General features: G+C 72.8%; 19 protein-coding genes. 10 read left to right on the forward strand and 9 right to left on the reverse strand.

Annotation, left to right across the window (positions count from 1 at the left end; genetic code table 11):
- Positions 1 to 66 precede the first annotated feature (66 nt).
- From IE124_RS09415 to IE124_RS09430, 4 genes are all read right to left on the reverse strand, one after another.
- On the reverse strand, positions 67 to 834 hold the full coding sequence (locus IE124_RS09415) for a hypothetical protein (RefSeq protein ID WP_189506769.1): 768 nt from the start codon (positions 832 to 834) through the stop codon (positions 67 to 69).
- Positions 835 to 900: 66 nt separating this feature from the next.
- Positions 901 to 1,785 (reverse strand): aminoglycoside phosphotransferase family protein, encoded by an 885-nt coding sequence (locus IE124_RS09420; protein WP_189506771.1) that lies wholly within the window; start codon positions 1,783 to 1,785, stop codon positions 901 to 903.
- Between the two features lie 277 nt (positions 1,786 to 2,062).
- Positions 2,063 to 2,761, reverse strand: coding sequence for a copper homeostasis protein CutC (locus IE124_RS09425; protein WP_189506773.1), 699 nt, complete (start codon positions 2,759 to 2,761; stop codon positions 2,063 to 2,065).
- A gap of 52 nt (positions 2,762 to 2,813) precedes the next feature.
- Positions 2,814 to 3,821: a DUF8832 domain-containing protein gene (locus IE124_RS09430; RefSeq protein ID WP_189506775.1), complete on the reverse strand. Its 1,008-nt coding sequence runs from the start codon at positions 3,819 to 3,821 to the stop codon at positions 2,814 to 2,816.
- A 198-nt stretch (positions 3,822 to 4,019) separates the two neighbouring features.
- On the opposite strand from IE124_RS09430, the gene IE124_RS09435 reads away from it, so the two are divergent.
- From IE124_RS09435 to IE124_RS09445, 3 genes are all read left to right on the forward strand, one after another.
- Positions 4,020 to 4,304, forward strand: coding sequence for a cation transporter (locus tag IE124_RS09435; RefSeq protein WP_189506777.1), 285 nt, complete (start codon positions 4,020 to 4,022; stop codon positions 4,302 to 4,304).
- Between the two features lie 119 nt (positions 4,305 to 4,423).
- The gene (locus tag IE124_RS09440; protein WP_189506779.1) at positions 4,424 to 6,691 is read left to right on the forward strand and encodes a heavy metal translocating P-type ATPase; all 2,268 of its coding nucleotides are present in this window, start codon (positions 4,424 to 4,426) and stop codon (positions 6,689 to 6,691) included.
- Positions 6,692 to 6,716: 25 nt separating this feature from the next.
- Positions 6,717 to 6,998 (forward strand): metal-sensitive transcriptional regulator, encoded by a 282-nt coding sequence (locus tag IE124_RS09445; RefSeq protein ID WP_051494446.1) that lies wholly within the window; start codon positions 6,717 to 6,719, stop codon positions 6,996 to 6,998.
- A gap of 86 nt (positions 6,999 to 7,084) precedes the next feature.
- Here the strand turns inward: IE124_RS09445 and IE124_RS09450 are convergent, their stop codons facing one another.
- Positions 7,085 to 7,240, reverse strand: coding sequence for a hypothetical protein (locus tag IE124_RS09450; protein ID WP_189506781.1), 156 nt, complete (start codon positions 7,238 to 7,240; stop codon positions 7,085 to 7,087).
- 82 nt (positions 7,241 to 7,322) lie between these two features.
- On the opposite strand from IE124_RS09450, the gene IE124_RS09455 reads away from it, so the two are divergent.
- The 7 genes from IE124_RS09455 to IE124_RS35325 all read left to right on the forward strand — a co-directional run bounded on the left by IE124_RS09455 (position 7,323) and on the right by IE124_RS35325 (position 13,426).
- On the forward strand, positions 7,323 to 7,724 hold the full coding sequence (locus tag IE124_RS09455; RefSeq protein WP_189506783.1) for a BlaI/MecI/CopY family transcriptional regulator: 402 nt from the start codon (positions 7,323 to 7,325) through the stop codon (positions 7,722 to 7,724).
- A complete protein-coding gene (locus IE124_RS09460) occupies positions 7,721 to 8,632 on the forward strand; it encodes a M56 family metallopeptidase (protein WP_189506785.1) in 912 nt (303 codons plus the stop codon). The genes IE124_RS09455 and IE124_RS09460 overlap by 4 nt, the downstream gene beginning before the upstream one ends.
- A 274-nt stretch (positions 8,633 to 8,906) precedes the next feature.
- On the forward strand, positions 8,907 to 9,275 hold the full coding sequence (locus IE124_RS09465) for a GNAT family N-acetyltransferase (protein ID WP_229832311.1): 369 nt from the start codon (positions 8,907 to 8,909) through the stop codon (positions 9,273 to 9,275).
- Positions 9,276 to 9,546: 271 nt separating this feature from the next.
- Positions 9,547 to 10,404 carry an SAM-dependent methyltransferase gene (locus tag IE124_RS09470; protein ID WP_189506789.1) on the forward strand — a complete coding sequence of 286 codons (858 nt, stop codon included), beginning with the start codon at positions 9,547 to 9,549 and terminating at the stop codon, positions 10,402 to 10,404.
- A gap of 80 nt (positions 10,405 to 10,484) precedes the next feature.
- Positions 10,485 to 10,925, forward strand: coding sequence for a Fur family transcriptional regulator (locus IE124_RS09475; protein WP_229832312.1), 441 nt, complete (start codon positions 10,485 to 10,487; stop codon positions 10,923 to 10,925).
- A gap of 98 nt (positions 10,926 to 11,023) precedes the next feature.
- Positions 11,024 to 12,163, forward strand: a complete 1,140-nt coding sequence (locus IE124_RS09480; RefSeq protein ID WP_229832313.1) for a helix-turn-helix domain-containing protein — start codon at positions 11,024 to 11,026, stop codon at positions 12,161 to 12,163.
- Between the two features lie 153 nt (positions 12,164 to 12,316).
- Positions 12,317 to 13,426 carry a helix-turn-helix transcriptional regulator gene (locus IE124_RS35325; RefSeq protein WP_268246711.1) on the forward strand — a complete coding sequence of 370 codons (1,110 nt, stop codon included), beginning with the start codon at positions 12,317 to 12,319 and terminating at the stop codon, positions 13,424 to 13,426.
- Positions 13,427 to 13,519: 93 nt separating this feature from the next.
- Here the strand turns inward: IE124_RS35325 and IE124_RS09490 are convergent, their stop codons facing one another.
- The 4 genes from IE124_RS09490 to IE124_RS09505 all read right to left on the reverse strand — a co-directional run bounded on the left by IE124_RS09490 (position 13,520) and on the right by IE124_RS09505 (position 17,766).
- Entirely contained in the window at positions 13,520 to 13,771 is a 252-nt protein-coding gene (locus IE124_RS09490; protein WP_189506793.1) for a hypothetical protein, read from the reverse strand.
- Between the two features lie 217 nt (positions 13,772 to 13,988).
- Positions 13,989 to 15,302, reverse strand: coding sequence for a D-inositol-3-phosphate glycosyltransferase (mshA, locus tag IE124_RS09495; protein WP_229832314.1), 1,314 nt, complete (start codon positions 15,300 to 15,302; stop codon positions 13,989 to 13,991).
- Positions 15,303 to 15,416: 114 nt separating this feature from the next.
- Positions 15,417 to 16,982 carry a class I tRNA ligase family protein gene (locus tag IE124_RS09500; RefSeq protein ID WP_189506795.1) on the reverse strand — a complete coding sequence of 522 codons (1,566 nt, stop codon included), beginning with the start codon at positions 16,980 to 16,982 and terminating at the stop codon, positions 15,417 to 15,419.
- Between the two features lie 37 nt (positions 16,983 to 17,019).
- The gene (locus tag IE124_RS09505) at positions 17,020 to 17,766 is read right to left on the reverse strand and encodes an SDR family oxidoreductase (protein WP_189506797.1); all 747 of its coding nucleotides are present in this window, start codon (positions 17,764 to 17,766) and stop codon (positions 17,020 to 17,022) included.
- Between the last annotated feature and the right edge of the window lie 34 nt (positions 17,767 to 17,800).

The raw sequence follows: 17,800 nt of genomic DNA on the forward strand, positions 1-17,800 counted from the left end.
GGTGGGCGACCACGCTGCCCGCCGGGAGGCCGGCGACGGGCCCGACGTCGAACTCGTCGTGGGCGCTCAGCGGTTGGCAGGTCTGGCGGTGAGCAGGCGGAATCGCATGCCGTGCCGGGTGTACAGGCGCCAGAGTTCGGTCCCGGCGACCAGAGTGGTCGCGACGGCGCCGCCGAGTGGCAGCAGGACGGGGTCGCCCGCCCAGCGGGTCAGGGGGAAGAGGACGTCCTGGAGGGCGAGTTCCCAGGCGAGCGCCACCGTGATCAGCGCCGGGAGCGCCTGGTGGATCTCGACCGTACGGAACATGTGGCGGGATACCGCCGGGACGGCGAACCAGAGGAACGCGACGCCCCGCGCCACCCCGTAGAGGCAGACCAGGATCCCGGCGACCACCAGGACGGGCTGCTCGTCGAGGTAGGCGGTCCCCAGCCAGGCGGTGAGCGCCCCTCCCCCGGCCACGAGCACGAGATGGCCGAGGAAGGCGCCGGTCGCCGTGAGGGGGCCGCGCAGCCGCTCACCGAGGCGGCCCTGCGTCGGCGGCCGGACGACCAGGAAGTACGCGACGGTCACCAGCGGCGCCGTCACGAGGAGCAGGAACGGGACGAGGAGCAGCCGGAAGCCGCCGTCCCGTAACCAGAGCACGAGGAGGCCGCTCTCGTTCGCGACGAGGGGCCATTTGACCGCCAGCGCGATCGCGATGCCGCCCCAGAACCTGAGGGCCTGGAGTAGTGCGATGGGAAGGTCCCGCAGGACCGCATCCCCGCGCGGTTCCATCCAACGCCTGGCCAGAACCCGGTCCTTGTGCTCCTTCGGGACGTTCTCGACCCCCGTCATACGCCGGATTGTGGCAGTGGGGGCCCGTGGACGACAGTCTTCCGGGGCGCCGCGAAGGGTCCGGGGTCAGCCCGTGAATTCGGGCAGCGCCTCGGACCAGGTGCGGTGGGCCACGGACGCCAGGACCGGGTTCTTGGTGCGGTAGTAGTGCTCGGTCACCAGGCCCCAGCACAGGGCCCAGCCGCGGCCGCGGGCCCAGGTGACGTCGTCGACACGGGCCGCCTCGCGGAAGAGGGGGCGGGTCTCGGCGGTGAGGAGGGACCAGCCGGGCATCATGTCGCAGGCCGGGTCGCCCACGCCGAGGCCGCCGAAGTCGATGACGGCGCTGAGCCGGCCGTCGCGGGTGAGGACGTTTCCGGGGAGCAGGTCGCCGTGGATCCAGACCGGGGCGCCCTCCCACTGGGGGAGCGCGAGGACCGATTCCCAGGCCTTGGCGGCGCGTTCGGGGTCGACCGTGCCGTCGGCGCCGAGGTCGCGGATCGCGCCCTGCATCGCGCCCTCCTCCCACTCCGTGACCGGGCCGCCCCGGAAGGAGGCCGGGCCGCCGGTCGCGTCGACGGCGCGCAGGGCGGCGCCGAAGCGGCCCAACTGCACTGCGGCATGGTCGAGGTCGGCGATCGGGGCGGTGAAGGCGTCGGCGCCGTCGAGCCATCCGTACACGGACCAGGGGCTGTCGAAGCCCTCCCCGGGGACGCCGTGGCCGAGTGGCACGGGGACGGGGAGGGGCAGGTGCGGTGCGAGGCGGGGGAGCCAGCGCTGCTCCTTCGCGGCCTGCCCGGCGGCCCAGTCGGCCTTCGGCAGCCGTACGGCGAAGTCCTCGCCCAGCCGGAACATCAGGTTGTCCGTGCCGGCCGATTCCACCTCCCGCACGGGGAGTCCCGCCCACTCGGGGAACTGTGCGGCGATGAGGCGCGCCACGACGGTGGCCGTGGGGAGTTCGGGGGCGGTCATGGTCCGCCACGCTAGTCGGAGACCTTGGCGTGCCACCAGGAGTTTTATCGCGCGCGGGCCTTCTTCGGGCGGCGCTGGCAGTACTCCGCCGGCTCCTCGACGGCCCGCGCCGCGCGGGCCGTCACGTCGTCCCGGCCCGATCAGTGCGATCGGCGGAGACCGCGGTCAGCCCTGTCGGCGGTGACCGCGGTCGGCGCGGTCACTCTGTCATCGGTCAGCCCTGTCAGCGGTCAGCACGGTCAGGCCTGTCAGCCGTGAGCGCGGTCAGCCGTGAGCGTTACGCGTCCACGGCCTCGCGCCAGGCCCGTACCGCGTCCGCCGAGACGGGGGCGGCCCAGCCCTGGGGGCGGGCCGCGCCGCCGATGTGGAAGGCGTCGAGGCCGGCCGCGCGCAGCTCGGGGAGGTGGTCGAGGCGCAGGCCGCCGCCGACGAGGATCTGCGCCTCGTAGCCCGGCTCGCCCGTGCGGGCGGCCTCGGCCTTGAGGGTGGCGATGCCGTCGTCGACTCCGGTGGCCGAGCCCGCCGTGAGGTAGGTGTCGAGGCCGGGGAGGTCGGCGAGGCGCTTGCGGAGGCCGTCGCGGTCGGCGGTGCGGTCGATCGCCCGGTGGAAGGTCCAGCGGCAGCCGTCGAGGACGGCGATGAGCCGCTCGACGGCGACGAGGTCCGGTTCGCCGTCCGAGGTGAGGAAGCCGAGGACGAACTCCTCCGCGCCGGCCTCGCGGAGCTCCGCGGCCCGGGCCACGAGGGCGTCGATGCCCTCGGGGCCACCGGCCGAGAATCCGTCGGCGAGGCGGAGCATCACGCGCAGCGGGATGTCGACGGCGGCGCGGATGGCGGCGAAGCCGGTCCGGGACGGGGTGAGCCCGTCCGCCGCCATGTCGGTGACGAGTTCGAGCCGGTCGGCTCCACCGGTCTGGGCAGCGACCGCGTCCTCCTCGTCGAGGGCGATCACCTCAAGGACTGCACGGTTGCTCATCGCGGCCCATTCCTCCATGAATGACGGCTACAGGTCTAGTCCAATGACCAGACTAGCCGTGCGTGTGCTCTCCCGCATCGTCCGTGGCCCCACCCGATGCCGGGACGGTGGTCGCGGGGGCCGGGACGGTCGCCGCCTTCCCGGCTCCCGCGGTGACCGTGAAGGCCGCCGTCCGGACCTTGCCCTCGTGCTGGAAGTCGAGGAAGAGACGGTACGTCCCCGCGCTGGGCGCCGTCGCGGTGAAGGAGACGTCCGGGCCGGGGCCACCCTCGTTCGGGTGCACGTGGAGGTAGGCGAGGTCGCCGTCGCGCAGGGCGACGAGGTGGCCGTACGCGCCGAGGTAGGGCTCCAGGTCGGTGACGGGCCTGCCGGCCTTGGTGACGGTGAGCCTGAGCTCGCCGGCCCTGCCCGGGTCGAGGGTGCCGCCGAGGCGGACCTGGTAGCCGTCGACGCTCGCGGTCGGGGCGACGGCCGGCATGGCCTTGGGGGCGTACGCGCCCGGTACGGAGAGGTCGGCGCCGAGCGTGATGCCCTTGGCGCCCTTCGCGGCGGGCTTGAAGTCGGCGAAGGCCTTGTAGCCGCCGGCCGCGGGCAGGTCGACGGGGGTCGTCCAGGTGCCGTCCGCGGCCTTGACCGGGTGCAGGTGGCGGAAGGTGTTGAGGTCGCGCGAGGCGACGATGAAGTGCAGTTCCTTGCCGTGCTCGGTGGTGAAGGCGGTGACCTTCCGGCCGGCCGCGTCCTTGATCGAGAACTTCAGGACGCTCTTGCCGGCGGCGGGGGTCGGGGTCTCCAGGGCGAGCGTGTAGCCGCCGTCGGAGACCTGGAGGCCGCCGGGGAGGTTCGCGGCGGCTGCCGGGGGCTCCGTGCCCGCCGCCTCGCCGTGGCCGGCGTGACCGTCCGCCGCGGCGCTCTTGGAGGGGGCCGGCGCCGCCGCGTGCTCGCCGTGCTCCGCCTTCTTCGGCTCCCCGACGGGGCCGACCCCCTGGCCGACCCCGTACGCGGCCCCGAAGGTCGCGGCGAGCGCGGCGGCATAGGCAGTGATCTTCACACCGGTGTTCATGGCTGCTCTCCCGATACGTGGGGTGGGTGCGCGGGGTGGGCGCGGTCATCGTTCGACGCACTTCACCATACCCCTGGGGGGTATCAAGTCAAGTCCGGGATCCGCTTGCGCCTGATACGGGAGGGGGGTATACATGGATCCACAACCGGATACCCCCCGAGGGTATCCGGTCCCGGAGGAACCGACCGAGGAGAAGCCATGGGCTCCTGCTGCACCCCCGACAACAGCTGCTCGACCACCGCGGAGACCACCACGGTCGCCATCGCCGAGAGCACCGCGACCGTCTACGCCGTCTCCGGCATGACCTGCGGCCACTGCAGGACCGCGATCACCACGTCCGTCAGCGCACTGGACGGCGTCATCTCCGTGGACGTCGACGTCACCGCCGGCCTGGTGACCGTCACCACCGGTGGCGAGCCGGACGACGCCGCCATCGCCGCCGCCGTCGACGACGCGGGCTACGAGCTCACCGGCCGCGTCTGAGCCTGTCCGGCCCGATCCGCCGGAGAGGCCCGGAGCCGCCGCCCCACCCCGGCCGCCGGGACCCGCCCACCACGCCCGGGTCCCGGCCCCCGACCCCGTACTCACGAGGAGCAGACCTCATGACCACGACGACACCCGGCACCGCTCAGGTCGAGCTCGCCATCGGCGGCATGACCTGCGCCTCGTGCGCGGCCCGCATCGAGAAGAAGCTCAACCGCATGGACGGGGTCGAGGCCACCGTCAACTACGCCACCGAGAAGGCCAAGGTCACCTTCGACGCCGACATCGACGTCGCCGCCCTGATCGCGACCGTCGAGGCCACCGGCTACACCGCCGCCGAGCCCGAGCCGCCGAAGAGCGCGGCCCCCGGCGCCCCCGACGGCCCCTCCGACGAGGAGAAGGCCGACGAGGAGCTGCGGCCCCTCAGGCAGCGGCTCGTCACCGCCGCCTCCCTCGCCGTGCCCGTCATCGCGATGGCGATGATCCCGGCGCTCCAGATCGAGTACTGGCAGTGGCTGAGCCTCACGCTCGCCGCGCCGGTCGTCGTCTACGCCGCCTGGCCCTTCCACAAGGCCGCCTGGACCAACGCCCGGCACGGCGCGGCCACCATGGACACCCTGATCTCGGTCGGCACGATCGCCGCGTTCCTCTGGTCGCTGTGGGCGCTCTTCTTCGGGACCGCCGGCACGCCGGGGATGACGCACCCCTTCGAGTTCACCATCGCCCGCACCGACGGCGCCGGGAACATTTATCTGGAGGCCGCCGCCGGCGTCACCGCCTTCATCCTGGCCGGCCGCTACTTCGAGGCCCGCTCGAAGCGCAAGGCGGGCGCCGCACTCAAGGCGCTGATGCAGCTGGGCGCCAAGGAGGTCACCGTCCTGCGGGGCGGCCGGGAGGTCACCGTACCGACCGCCGAACTCCAGGTCGGGGACCGCTTCCTGGTCCGCCCGGGCGAGAAGATCGCCACCGACGGCACCGTCGTCGAGGGTTCGTCCGCCGTGGACGCCTCCATGCTGACCGGCGAGTCCGTCCCGGTCGAGGTCTCCGTCGGCGACTCCGTCACCGGCGCCACCCTGAACGCCGGCGGCCGTCTGGTCGTCGAGGCCACCCGCGTCGGCTCCGACACCCAGCTCGCCCGCATGGCGAAGCTCGTCGAGGACGCGCAGAACGGCAAGGCGGCCGCCCAGCGCCTCGCCGACAGGATCTCGGCCGTCTTCGTACCCGTAGTCATCGCGCTCGCGCTCGGCACCCTCGGCTTCTGGCTCGGCACCGGCCAGGGACTCACCGCCGCCTTCACCGCGGCCGTCGCCGTCCTGATCATCGCCTGCCCCTGCGCCCTCGGCCTCGCGACCCCGACCGCCCTCATGGTCGGCACCGGCCGCGGCGCCCAGCTCGGCATCCTCATCAAGGGCCCCGAGGTCCTGGAGACGACCCGCAAGGTCGACACGATCGTCCTGGACAAGACCGGCACCGTCACCACCGGCCGCATGACCCTCATCACGGTCCACACCGCCGACGGCACCGAGGAGAAGGACGTCCTGCGGCTCGCGGGCGCCCTGGAGCACTCCTCCGAGCATCCGATCGCCCAGGCCGTCGCCACCGGCGCCGCCGCGAAGGTCGGCACGCTCCCCACCCCCGAGGACTTCGCCAACATCCCCGGTCTCGGCGTACAGGGCGTCGTCGACGGCCACGCCGTCCTCGTCGGCCGCGAGAAGCTGCTCGAAGAGTGGGCGATGGCCCTCCCCGCGGAGCTCAAGGCCGCGAAGGACACGGCGGAGAAGGCCGGCAAGACCGCCATCGCGGTCGCCTGGGACGGGGAGGCCCGCGCGGTCCTGGAGGTCGCCGACGCCGTCAAGGAGACCAGCCCCGAGGCCATCCAGCGGCTGCGCGCCCTCGGTCTCACCCCGATCCTGCTCACCGGTGACAACAAGGCGGTCGCCGAGGCCGTCGCCGCCGAGGTCGGCATCGACGAGGTCATCGCGGAGGTCATGCCGCAGGACAAGGTGGACGTCGTCAAGAAGCTCCAGGCGGAGGGCCGTTCGGTCGCGATGGTCGGCGACGGCGTGAACGACGCCGCCGCGCTCGCCCAGGCCGACCTGGGCCTCGCGATGGGCACCGGCACGGACGCCGCCATCGAGGCCGGCGACCTGACCCTCGTACGGGGAGACCTGCGGGCCGCGGCCGACGCGATCCGGCTCTCCCGCAAGACGCTCGGCACGATCCGCTCGAACCTCTTCTGGGCCTTCGCCTACAACGTGGCCGCCCTGCCGCTCGCCGCGGCCGGACTGCTCAACCCGATGATCGCGGGGGCCGCGATGGCCTTCTCCTCGGTCTTCGTCGTCGGCAACAGCCTGCGCCTCCGCGGCTTCCAAGCTGCGGACAAGTAACCGCCCGACTCATGAGGAGGCCGTCATGGCCGGGTACGGACAGCACAAGGAAGACATCATCAGACGCCTGCGGCGCATCGAGGGCCAGGTCAGGGGGGTGCAGCGGATGGTCGACGAGGACACCTACTGCATCGACGTCCTCACCCAGGTCTCCGCCATCAACGCGGCCCTCCAGTCCTGCGCGGTGGCCCTCCTGGACGAGCACCTCAGCTGCTGCGTCACGGAGGCCATCGCCCAGGGAGGGGACCAGGCCAAGGTGAAGGTGGGCGAGGCGTCGAAGGCGATCGCCCGGCTCATCCGGACCTGACGAAGTGCCCCGGACATCGTCCGGGGCACTTCGTCATACCGAAGCGGTGTCAGCGGTGAGCGGTACGAGACCTGCGGTGCGCGGCATCAACCGCCCTTGCGCGAAGGGCACTCGGCGGACAGCCTGACGCTCAGGCGGAGACAGAGCCCGAGCACCTGCCGGAGGAGCACCAGCTCCGCCGAACCGGGCAGACCAGGGCCGCAGAGCGTCACGCAGGGGCGGTTCCTCATGAGGGTCGACATCCCGCCATCGTACCCCTGGGGGGTATACCTGGACGAGGGAGACGGCCCGTACGATGAGCCGCCCAGGGGGAAGGGGATCCACGTGCGCCGGCTGGGAGAGCTGGAGGCCGAGATCATGGACCGGTTGTGGGCCTGGCAGCGGCCCGCCACGGTCCGCGAGATCGTCGACGACATCAATCGGGGACGCCGGGTCGCCTACACGACCGTCATGACGGTGGCGGACATCCTGCACCGCAAGGACTGGCTGCGCCGCGAGAAGGCGGGCAGGGCCTGGCTGTACGAGCCCGTCCGCAGCCGCGAGGAGTACACCGCGGGACTGATGCGGGACGCCCTCGGCGACAGCCAGGACCGGCCGGCCGCCCTCCTGCGGTTCGTCGAGGTCATCTCGGACGAGGACATGGCCGCCCTGGACGCGGCCCTCCGAGCGACCCGCGGCGGCCAGCCGGGAGAGGACGGCGCGGACCCCGGGGGCGGTTGCACGTGAACCACCACGCCCTCGTCCCCTTCGGGCTCGTCCTGGTCGCCGGCTTCCTCGTGCCGTGGCTCGTCGTCCGGGCCCGCTGGGCCCAGCAGGTGCCACGCCTGGCGCTCACCGTCTGGGCGGCGTGCGGCGCCGCCTTCACCGCCGCGGCCGCCCTGCTCCCCGCCCAGCTGGTGCTCCCCGGCGAGAGCAGCCACCGCCTCACCGACATGGTGCTCACGCTCCGGTTCCCCTCCCCGGAGCAGCTGTTCGCCCTCGAAGGCCGCGAGCGGCTGGCCTTCGCCATCGCCCTCGGCGTCGTCTCGCTCCCCGTCACGGCCTTCTTACGGAGGCTGGCGCGGGCCCGGCGGGTGCGGGTGCGGCACGCGGGGGTGCTGCGACTCGTCGGACGGTACGACCCCGGCCTGCGGGCCACCGTCCTCGACGACGACCGGCCCGCCGTCTACTGCCTCCCGGGCCGCTCCCGCCGCGTCGTCGTCTCCTCCGGGGCGGTCGACACCCTGACGCCCGCGCAGCTCGCGGCGGCCCTCGCGCACGAGCGGGCGCACATCACGGGCCGGCACCACCTTCTCGTCGCCGCGACGGAGGCCTTCGCGGCCGTCTTCCCGCGCCTCCCGCTCGCACGCTACGGCGGGACGTCCGTACCCCTCCTCCTCGAAATGGCCGCCGACGACCGGGCGTTACGGCGGTGCACCCGCGACGCGCTCGCGACGGCGCTGTACGCGCTGGCCTCGGGCCGGGCGCCGCGGTCCGCGTTCGCCGCGGGCGGCCCCTCGGCGGCGCTGCGGATGCGGCGCATCCTCACGCCCTACAGCGCGGGACACCCCGTCCTGCGTGGGCTGTTCACCGTCGCCTCGGGGGCGCTCGCGATGGCTCCGCTGGTCATCGCCTGCTGTTCCTTCCCCAGCTAATTGACTCGCTTCACCATCTCGGCCCGCTTCACCGTCCGACCCCCCGAACGCCGTTATTTACTAAGCGAATTCGTAGATTTCGCATCGGTCACGGGCAACTTAATTCACCGCTATTGTGGGTATGTTGGGGCTCTGGCGCGGCACGTCGAAGGGTACAAAACCTATGCAGCTGGCTGGCGTTCGAACGGCCGCGGCCGGCGATGCGACGACGATATCCAGGCTGCTGGCGGACGCCATTCGGAGCAGCTACGAGGGAATACTGGACGAAATCCCGATGCGGCGGCTGATCTCGGCGCAATGCTCACTCCCCCGCATCCGTGCGGAAATTGAAATTCCGGGTGGCGCGCCCGGCTGGCTCGGCTGGCTCGTGGCGACCGACCCCGAGGGCGCGGTCGTCGGCGTCGCCGCGGGCGGTGTCCCCGTACCGGGCGAGGGCGAGGTGTACGCCCTCGCCGTCGCGGCCGGATCCCGCCGCCGCGGAGTGGGTACGGCCCTGCTGGCCGCCGCCACGGACCGGATGCGCAGCTACGGCGCCCACGACCAGCGGGTCGAACTCCCGGCGGAGTCAGACCCGGCGCTCCCCTTCTACACCCGGATGGGCTTCGGCTCCCTCGGCCCCACCCGCTGGAGCCGCACGGTCTGAGCCACCGCCCGGCTCCGACTCCGCATACCCCCGGCACCATCTTCCAGAACCACCCCCGGAACCGCTCACGCCCCTCGAACAGACGGTCGTGGCAGATCCACGCCATCGCGTGTTCACGCAGCCCGATCCGGTGGATCGGCGCTCCCCCGCCAGGTCAGGATGGGTTCAGCGGCGCGGTCCCGGCGGCACGGGTACCTCGTCCGGACGGCATGGACCGAGCGAGCCCCTGGAGGAGCGGATGCACACACCGAGCGGCCTTTCCCTGCCCGTCGTGCCCGCAGCGTTCGCTCCGGTCCTGCCGTCCCGATACGACCGGGAGCCCACCCCCGGGAACCAGAGGGGTCGCATCAAGTCCGACACCCTGCCCGGCCTCGAATCGGTCTCCCCCGTCGACGAGGGCTCGGTCTGGCTCCACGACGCCCTGCTCGGCCCGCACAGCGCGGACATCGTCCGGTATCTCGGCCTCGCCCGCTCCACCGGCGGACCCGTCCTGGACCTCGGCTCCGGAGCGGGGCGGCTCGCCGTCCCCTTCGCCCGGCACGGCTTCGCCGTGGAAGCCGTGGACCGGGACGCCTCGGCCCTGGAGCGCCTCGAAGGCTGGGCCCGCCGGATCGGCCCGCAGGTTGCCGGGCTCGTCGTCACCCACCGCGCCGACCTCACCGAGCTGCGGCTCGAAGGGAGTTACCGGCTGGCGCTCCTCGCGGGCGCCATGGTCACGGCCGTCCCGCCCGCGCGGCGGCCGGAGCTGCTGCGCGAGGTCGCCTCCCACCTGGAGACGGGCGGGGCGCTCGCCCTCGACTACACCGCGCACCAGCTCCCCGGGCTCATCGCGGAACCGCGCAGGACCTGGGCCTTCCAGGTGCCGCGCTTCGACGGGATCGACGAGTGGGTGGTGGCACGGCAGGTCTTCGACCTGCCGTCGATGAGCGAGCGGATCACCTACTACACGGCCCGCACCGGCAAGCTCTCCACCGAGCGGGTCGTGCTGACCACCGACAAGTGGATCGTGGATCCGGAGCGGCTCGCGGCCGAGCTGCACTCGGCCGGCCTGCACATCGAGGGCCGCCGGCGCCACCGGATCGACGACCGGACCGAGTCCGTCCTGCTGGTGTGCAGGACGGACGACTGAACCGGACGCCTGACGAGGTTGACGAGCAAGAGGTACGATGCTCACAAACGTTTGAGCCGACCAGGTGGCGGGCGGAGAAGATGGCAGTCGTGGAAGAGCTGACGGGCCGCGAGGCGGTGATCCAGCGCCTGCGCGACGTCGGGCTGCGGGTCACGGGCCCGCGCCTGGAGGTGCTCACGGTCCTCGCCGCCGGCGGCCATCTCGACGTCGAGGCGATCACCACGACCGCGCGCGAACGGCTCGGCACGCTGACCAGCCAGGCCGTGTACGAGATGCTGCGGCACTTCCAGGAGACCGGCCTGGTCAGCAAGTTCGACCGGCCCGGCCTGCCCGCCGTCTTCGAGATCTCCGGCCCCGCGCACCAGCACGCGCTGTGCGTCGCCTGCGGCCGCGTCGAGAACGTCGAGACGACCGCGCCGAAGCCGCCCCGGGGCGCGCTGACGGAGTGGCGGGTCGAGGACGCCGAGATCGTCTTCAAGGGCCTGTGCCCCGACTGCCGGGCGAGCGCACCCGCCGCCTGAGCTGCGGCGAACCCCGTGCGTGTCGTTCGAATGTGTGGCAGGGTCTAGCGGGGCGATTCATGAGGATCCACGAGGGTCCGAGGGGAGTCTGCTGCGCCGTGTCCAGAAACGCCGCCGTGGCCCGTACGGGCAGCGAACAGGCTCTCGCCGTCTACCAGCAGCTTCGCGCCCGCCCGGGGACGGCCTTCGACGAGGTCGCGGACCGGCTGGAGCTCACCACCGAGGAGCGGGAGCGAGCCCGTGACGAGCTCGTCTCCTTAGGACTGACCGCACCTTCGGAACCGGTCGCGCAGGCACCTTCCGGCCGCGCCGAGCCGTCCGACCCCGCCGCGTCACACGGCCCCGCCGCGCCGTCCGCCCCCGCCGCACCCTCACGTATGGCCGCGCCTTCCGACCCCGCCGCGCCCACTCCCTCCGCGAGCGTCGTCGTCGACCCCGACGTCGCCCTGCTGCGGCTGCTGCGCCGCGAGCGCGACCGGCTCCAGGAGCGCCTCGCCGCCACCAGCCGCGCGCACACCGCGCTCGAAGCCCTCGCCGGACCGTTCCTGCGGGCCGGGGCCACCCCGCGCGGGGAGATCGAGGTCGAGATCGTCGCCGATCCCGAGCGCGTACGGCGGAGCCTCGCGGACCTGACGGACTCCGTCCGGACCGCCGCGCACTTCATGCACACCGGCTCCGTGCGCCGCGAGGAGCTGCCGGGCGAGCTGGCCCAGGACCGCCTCTGGGCCGAGCGCGGAGTCCGCATCCGGGCGATGTACAGCCGGCGGGCCGCCTCGGTGCCGGAGATGGCGCAGCACCTGGAGGAGCGGGCCGCGATGGGCGTGGAGGTGCGGTTCGCCTCCGTCGTGCCGATGAACATGGTCCTCGCCGACGAGAACTTCGCGCTCCTGCCGACCGATCCGCACGACCTGTCGTCCGCCGCGATCCTCGCGCGCGGCCCGGGACTCGTCCGCTCCTACCTCGCGCTGTACGAGTACTGCTGGACGGCCGCGGCCCCGTACGGCGAGGAGGAGGAGACGGAGAAGGGCGGCGACGGGCTCTCCGAGCAGCAGCGGGCGGCGCTCCTCATGCTCGCCTCCGGCATCAAGGACGAGCAGATCGCGAAGAACCTCGGGGTCTCGCTGCGGACGGTGAGCCGGCTGCTGTCCGAGGTGATGCAGGAGCTGGGGGCGGCGAGCCGTTTCGAGGCGGGCGTGAAGGCCTCCCGGCTCGGCCTGCTCGACGGCGAAGCCCCGTAGGGGGCACAAGGGCGGGATACCACCGGGGAGTTCGGATGACGCACGATGGACGCCTGATCGGTCGGACCGGCCGGATCGGTATGACGGACGGCCGCCCAGCCGTGTGACAAGGTGACGGCGGCGCGACTCGAGGGAACAGGGGGTCACTTCGCCTTGATCACCACCGGCGGCGGTACGGGCACGGAGAACGGCACCGAGCGCTCGGAGGGCTCACCCGATGCCGTGGTGAACCTCTACCAGGAGCTGCGCAGGCGCGGGGTGTCCAGTCTCGGCGAAGTGGGGGCCCAACTCCGCCTCTCGCCCGAGGAGTACGAGCGATGTCGTGGCGAACTGACGGACCTCGGGCTGATCGTGCCGACCAACCCGGCCCAGCACGGCGCCCGCGCCGAGCTCCGGGCGGGACTGCGGGAGGGCCAGGGCGGCCGGCAGGTGGACGGCGACGGTGACGGCGACACGGTCGCGGTGATCGACCCGGAGATAGCGCTGCTGCGGCTGCTGCACCGGGAGCGGGAGCAGCTGCGCGAGCACCTCGACGAGGCGGACCGCGCGTACGGCACGCTGGAGACCTTGGCAGGGGCGTTCCTGCGGGCAGGGTCCCTCACACGCTCGGACGCCGACGTGGAGCTCCTGAGCGACTACCGGCGGATCCAGCAGGTCCTGGAGGACATCACGGACGTCATCCAGCACAGCCTGGCGTCGATGCACCCGACGTCGCTCGTGCGGGAGGTGGCGGAGCGCGTGCTGAGCCGGGACCGGCGGCAGATCGAGAACGGGGTGCGGGTCCGCGCCATGTACAGCGAGCGGGTCGTGTCCGTGCCGGAGGTGGCGGAGCTGCTGCGGCGCCGGGTCGAGACGGGGGTGGAGGTGCGGATCACCCCCGCCGTCCCGATGACGATGATCATCGCCGACGCGCAGTTCGCGATGGTCCCGGTCGATCCGGCGGAACCGATGGCGGGCGCGGTGCTGGCGCGGGGGCCGGCCCTGGTGCGCTCGTACATCGCGCTGTACGAGCACTGCTGGCACACGGCCTCGCCGTACGGGGACGGCAGCGCGCCCGAGCAGGGCGGTGACGGGCTCTCGGAACAGCAGCGGGCGGCGCTGACGATGCTGGCCTCGGGGATGAAGGACGAGAAGATCGCGCGGGGTCTCGGGGTGTCGCTGCGGACGGTGAGCCGCATGCTGTCCGAGCTCATGCAGGAGATGGGCGCGACGAGCCGGTTCGAGGCCGGGGTGCGGGCGCACCGGCTCGGTTGGGTCGACTGAGAATGCCCGTCAATTGACGCCCGGTGATACGGAAAAGGCTCCGCGACCGCCCGAACGGGGACGATCACGGAGCCCTTTCGGATTCCCGGACGCTCAATTGGCAGGTATCGGCGCCGGGGTGACCTTGTTCCACTCGTTTCCGTTGGACGGGGACGGCGTGGGGGTGGGGGTCGGGGTGGCGGTGGCCGCGTCGGCCACGCCGTCGGCCACCACGTGCTGGGGGGCCGAGTCCGCGCTCGGGGCCGTCGCCAGGGCCGCGCCGCCGGCGACGGCGAGACACGCGGCCGCGGCGAGGGCGAACTGACGGACGGTCTTGCGCATCCCCGTGGCGTGCTCAGCAGACATGATTCCTCCAGGAGTTGGAATGTGAATTCCGCCTTCCGGGGGCCCGTGCCGCCGGGCGTTCCCTGAAGACATCTCCATTCTGTCCCCGCCCCGGAATCCGATCCAGGGATTGTCCGGGCGTGGACCCGCCATGGCGTGGATGCGTCAATACGCCTTCCCCGCAACGGAATTGAGGCATCCGGAGCTCGCCATATCTTTGGTTGAACCAAAAGAGGTGCTAGACTTGAGCTACGGCCTTCTCGTTCCTCCAGGAGAGAGGGGCCGCCGGGGTAGGGGCGTGCCGCCGCCCCTGCCCCACCGCCCGGTAGACGTCGACGGTCCGGCCGGCGGACGCGCGCCAGCTCATACCCCGCGCGTGACGGACCGCCGCCTCCCCCATCGCCCGGGCCTCCTCCGGGTGCGCCGCGAACCACCGCAGCCGCCGCGCGTACTCCACCGGGTCGTGGCCGTGCACCAGGAGCCCCGTCACCCCGTCCCGTACCGCCGTCGGCAGACCGCCGACCGCCGCCGCGAGCACCGGAGTCCCGCAGGCCTGCGCCTCCAGTGCCACCAGACCGAAGGACTCGCTGCGCGAGGGCACCACCAGCACGTCCGCCGCCCGGTACCAGTCCGCCAACCGCTCCTGCGGTACGGGAGGACAGGCCCGCAGCACGTCGGTGACGCCCAGCTCCCCCGCGAGTTTCCAGGCCGTCCCCTCCCGGGTCGCGCCCGAGTGGCCGCCCACCACCGGGACCAGGAGGCGGTGACGCAGCCCCGGCTCCTGGCGCAGCAGCTCGGCGACGGCCCGCACGAGCACGTCCGGGCCCTTCAGGGGCTGTATGCGGCCGGCGTAGAGCGGGACGAAGGCATCGGCCGGCAGGCCGAGGCGGGCCCGGGCGGCGGCCCGGCCGCCTTCGGTGGGGCGGAAGGTCCGCAGGTCCACCCCGGGGTGGACGACCTCGGTCCGCTCCGCCGGCGCCCCGTACAGCGTGCGCAGCGCCTCCGCCTCGTCAGTGGTGTTGGCGATCTGCCGGTCGGCGGAGCCGACGACCTGGAGCTCGCCGCGGACGCGGAGCTCGGGTTCGGGGGTGTCGCCCTCGGCGAGCGAGGCGTTCTTCACCCGGGCCAGGGTGTGGGCGGTGTGCACGAGCGGGACACGCCAGCCGACGGAGGCGATCCGGCCCGCCTGGCCGGAGAGCCAGTAGTGCGAGTGGACCAGGTCGTAGCGCCGGTCCTCCTTCAGCAGGGCCAGCGAGAAGGGCACGACCAGGTCCGGCATGGCCTCCTTGGGCAGCGGCCCGCGCGGACCGGCGTGCAGATGGCGGACCCGGACCCCCGGGAAGAGCTCGACCAGCGGGGGCAGGCCCTCGCCCCGGCAGCGGGTGAACAGGTCGACCTCCACGCCCAGTTCGGCGAGGGCCCGGGAGAGTTCGACCATGTAGACGTTCATGCCGCCGGCGTCCCCCGTCCCGGGCTGGTGGAGCGGGGAGGTGTGGACGCTGAGCATGGCGACGCGCAGGGACACGTGGGGGCTCCTGAGGAGTGGGGCCACGTGTCCCTGCGCGTAGCTCGCGCGCACGGTCACGCGACAGGGAGGGATGCGGGGACTGCTCGACTACATGGCTACTTAGTTGCTTAGTAGTGAAAGGCGGAGGGGTCGGCCCGGTCAGAAGCCGAAGACCGGGCCGGACGGCGGAGCCAGCCGGGTCCCCGGGAGGGGGCCCGTCAGCGCGTGCCAGTCGACCGGCCGGCCCGCCTCCACGTGCAGCGCCGCCGCGAGCCGGTCCGCCCCCTCCGGCATCACCGGCCGCGCCCAGGCGGAGAGCGCCGAGGCCACCGCCAACTGGGCGGCGAGCGCCGGCAGATGACGGCACGACGTGCTGGGACGGCAGCGCTCGTGGGCGTTGACGTGGCCGAAGTCGGCCACCGAGCGGACCATCTCGTCGAGGACGGCGACCGCACGGCGCGGGTCGAAGGCATCGGGGCCGTACGCCTCACGCAGGTCGTCCACGCCCCGGTGGAGCCGCCGCTCCAGGATCTCCCAGCCGGTGCCGCCCGGCAGTGCCTGCGGCGCGCGGCCGCCGCACTCCTCCCGCACGGAGGAGAAGAGCCGCGCGAGCCAGCTGTTCCAGTTCTCGTCCAGCTCCCTGCGCGCGGCCGCGAGGCGCTCCCGCCGGAAGACGGTCCGGCGGCCCAGCGGGCGGGCCTGGAGGACGTGCCGGCGCAGGGTGTCGGAGCCGTACTCGGTGAGGAGGTCGAGCGCCCAGACGTTGCCCTCCTGGACGCCTTCCTCGATCACGTACGACTCGTTGACGTTGAAGTCCTGCGGCAGCTTGATGTCCTGCGCGAGCAGCAGTACCGGCAGGAGCACCGCATGGCAGAAGGCGTGCCCGAAGCCGCAGAAGTGGATGGCGCGGCGGGGCAGCGGGCCCTTGGTGTCGTAACCGAAGAGGTGCATGGCCGCGGCCTCGAAGCAGCCGTCGATGCGGTGCTCGGGAAAGCCGTCGACCGGAACCGGCAGCCCCCATTCGGCGGGGTGGCCGACCGCGATGTCCGGCAGCCCGTCCTCGACGAGCGACTCGCACAGCGCGGCGAGCCGGGGCGGGAGCCCGGCCGTCGCCCAGTACTCGGCGAGCGTGTCCCGGAACGGCTCCAGGGGCACGTACAGCCGGCGGCAGCGGCGGGCGACCGCCGGGGTGTCGCAGACCGCGCAGCGCGCCGAGACGAGGTCCCCGCCGTCGTTGGGGCGGGCGCACTCGTGGCACATGCCGCCGTCGCTGTCCGCGCCGCAGTGCGGGCAGCTGCCGGTGGCGTGCGCCCCGTACAGCCAGCGGTCGCAGGGCTCGCAGTAGGGCAGGAGCCGGGTGCGGGGGGCGATGACCCCCTGCGCGTACAGCCTGCTGAAGAGATCCTGCACCCAGCGCCCGTAGCCCTTGTCGCGCCGCGGGCGCACGATGTGGTCGAACTCGACGCCCGAGCGCAGCCAGTCGGCGGTGATCGCGGCGCGGTAGCCCTCCGCGACCTCCTCCGGCTTGCGGTTGTGGCGCAGCGCGCGGACCTCGACGGAGCTGGCGTGGTCGGCGGTGCCGGTGGTGAACCGGACCGCCTCCCCCTCGGCCCGCAGATAGCGGGTGAGGACGTCGGCGGCGACGTACGGCCCGGCGAGGTGGCCGATGTGGAGTTCGCCGTGGGTGGCGGGAGGGGTCGCGGTGATCCAGACGGGGGTGCTCATGGGGCTGGAACCTCCTTGACGCTGTCGTGCGGTGGGCTCAGCGCGGTTCGAAGTGGAAGGAGCGGATGAAGCAGTCACGCGGCTGCTCGACTGCGTAGACGATGCATTCGAAAAGGGCCTGGGTGGTCAGCTTCTCGTCGGGCGCAATTCCGTCCGGATTCGATCCGTCCCATTCCGCGAATCGCGGGTCCGAGGTCGAGAAGTCCGGCGGGAAGAGCGAGAAGACGCGGACCCCGGAGGGCCGCAGCCGCCGCGAGAGGATGTCGGCGAATCCGGCCTGCGCGCTCTTCGCCGCCCAGAAGGCCTCGTGGGCGGCGCCGGCGGCCGCCGCGGAGGCGCCCTCGGCGTCGCGGACGGCGACCATGTTGACGATGTCGGGGCGGAGCGAGCCGCGGAGCAGCGGCAGGAAGTGCTTCACCATGAGGACGGTGCCGCCGGCGGTCGACTCGATCGTCTCGACGATCTCGGCGTCGCTCGCGGCCTCCAGGTCCATGCCGTCGAGCCAGCGCGCGCCGTTGTTGACCAACAGGTCGACGCGGTCGGTGCGTTCGCCGACGCGGGCGGCGAACTCCCTGATCTCGGCGGGCCTGCTGAGGTCGCAGCCGAAGGCGTGGATACGGTCACGGGCCGAGCCCATGACTTCGGCGCGGGTGCGTTCGGCGGCTTCGACGGTCCGCGCCGAGACGTAGACCTCGGCGCCGAGATGCGCGAATCCGACGGCGAGCGCGCGACCGAAATAGCGGGACGCTCCGGTCACGACGACACGCAGATTCTCGAATTTCATGTGCGTCTGCTCTCCCCACGGATACCGATTGCCG

This window comes from Streptomyces narbonensis, from assembly GCF_014649015.1.
Taxonomy (GTDB): domain Bacteria; phylum Actinomycetota; class Actinomycetes; order Streptomycetales; family Streptomycetaceae; genus Streptomyces; species Streptomyces narbonensis.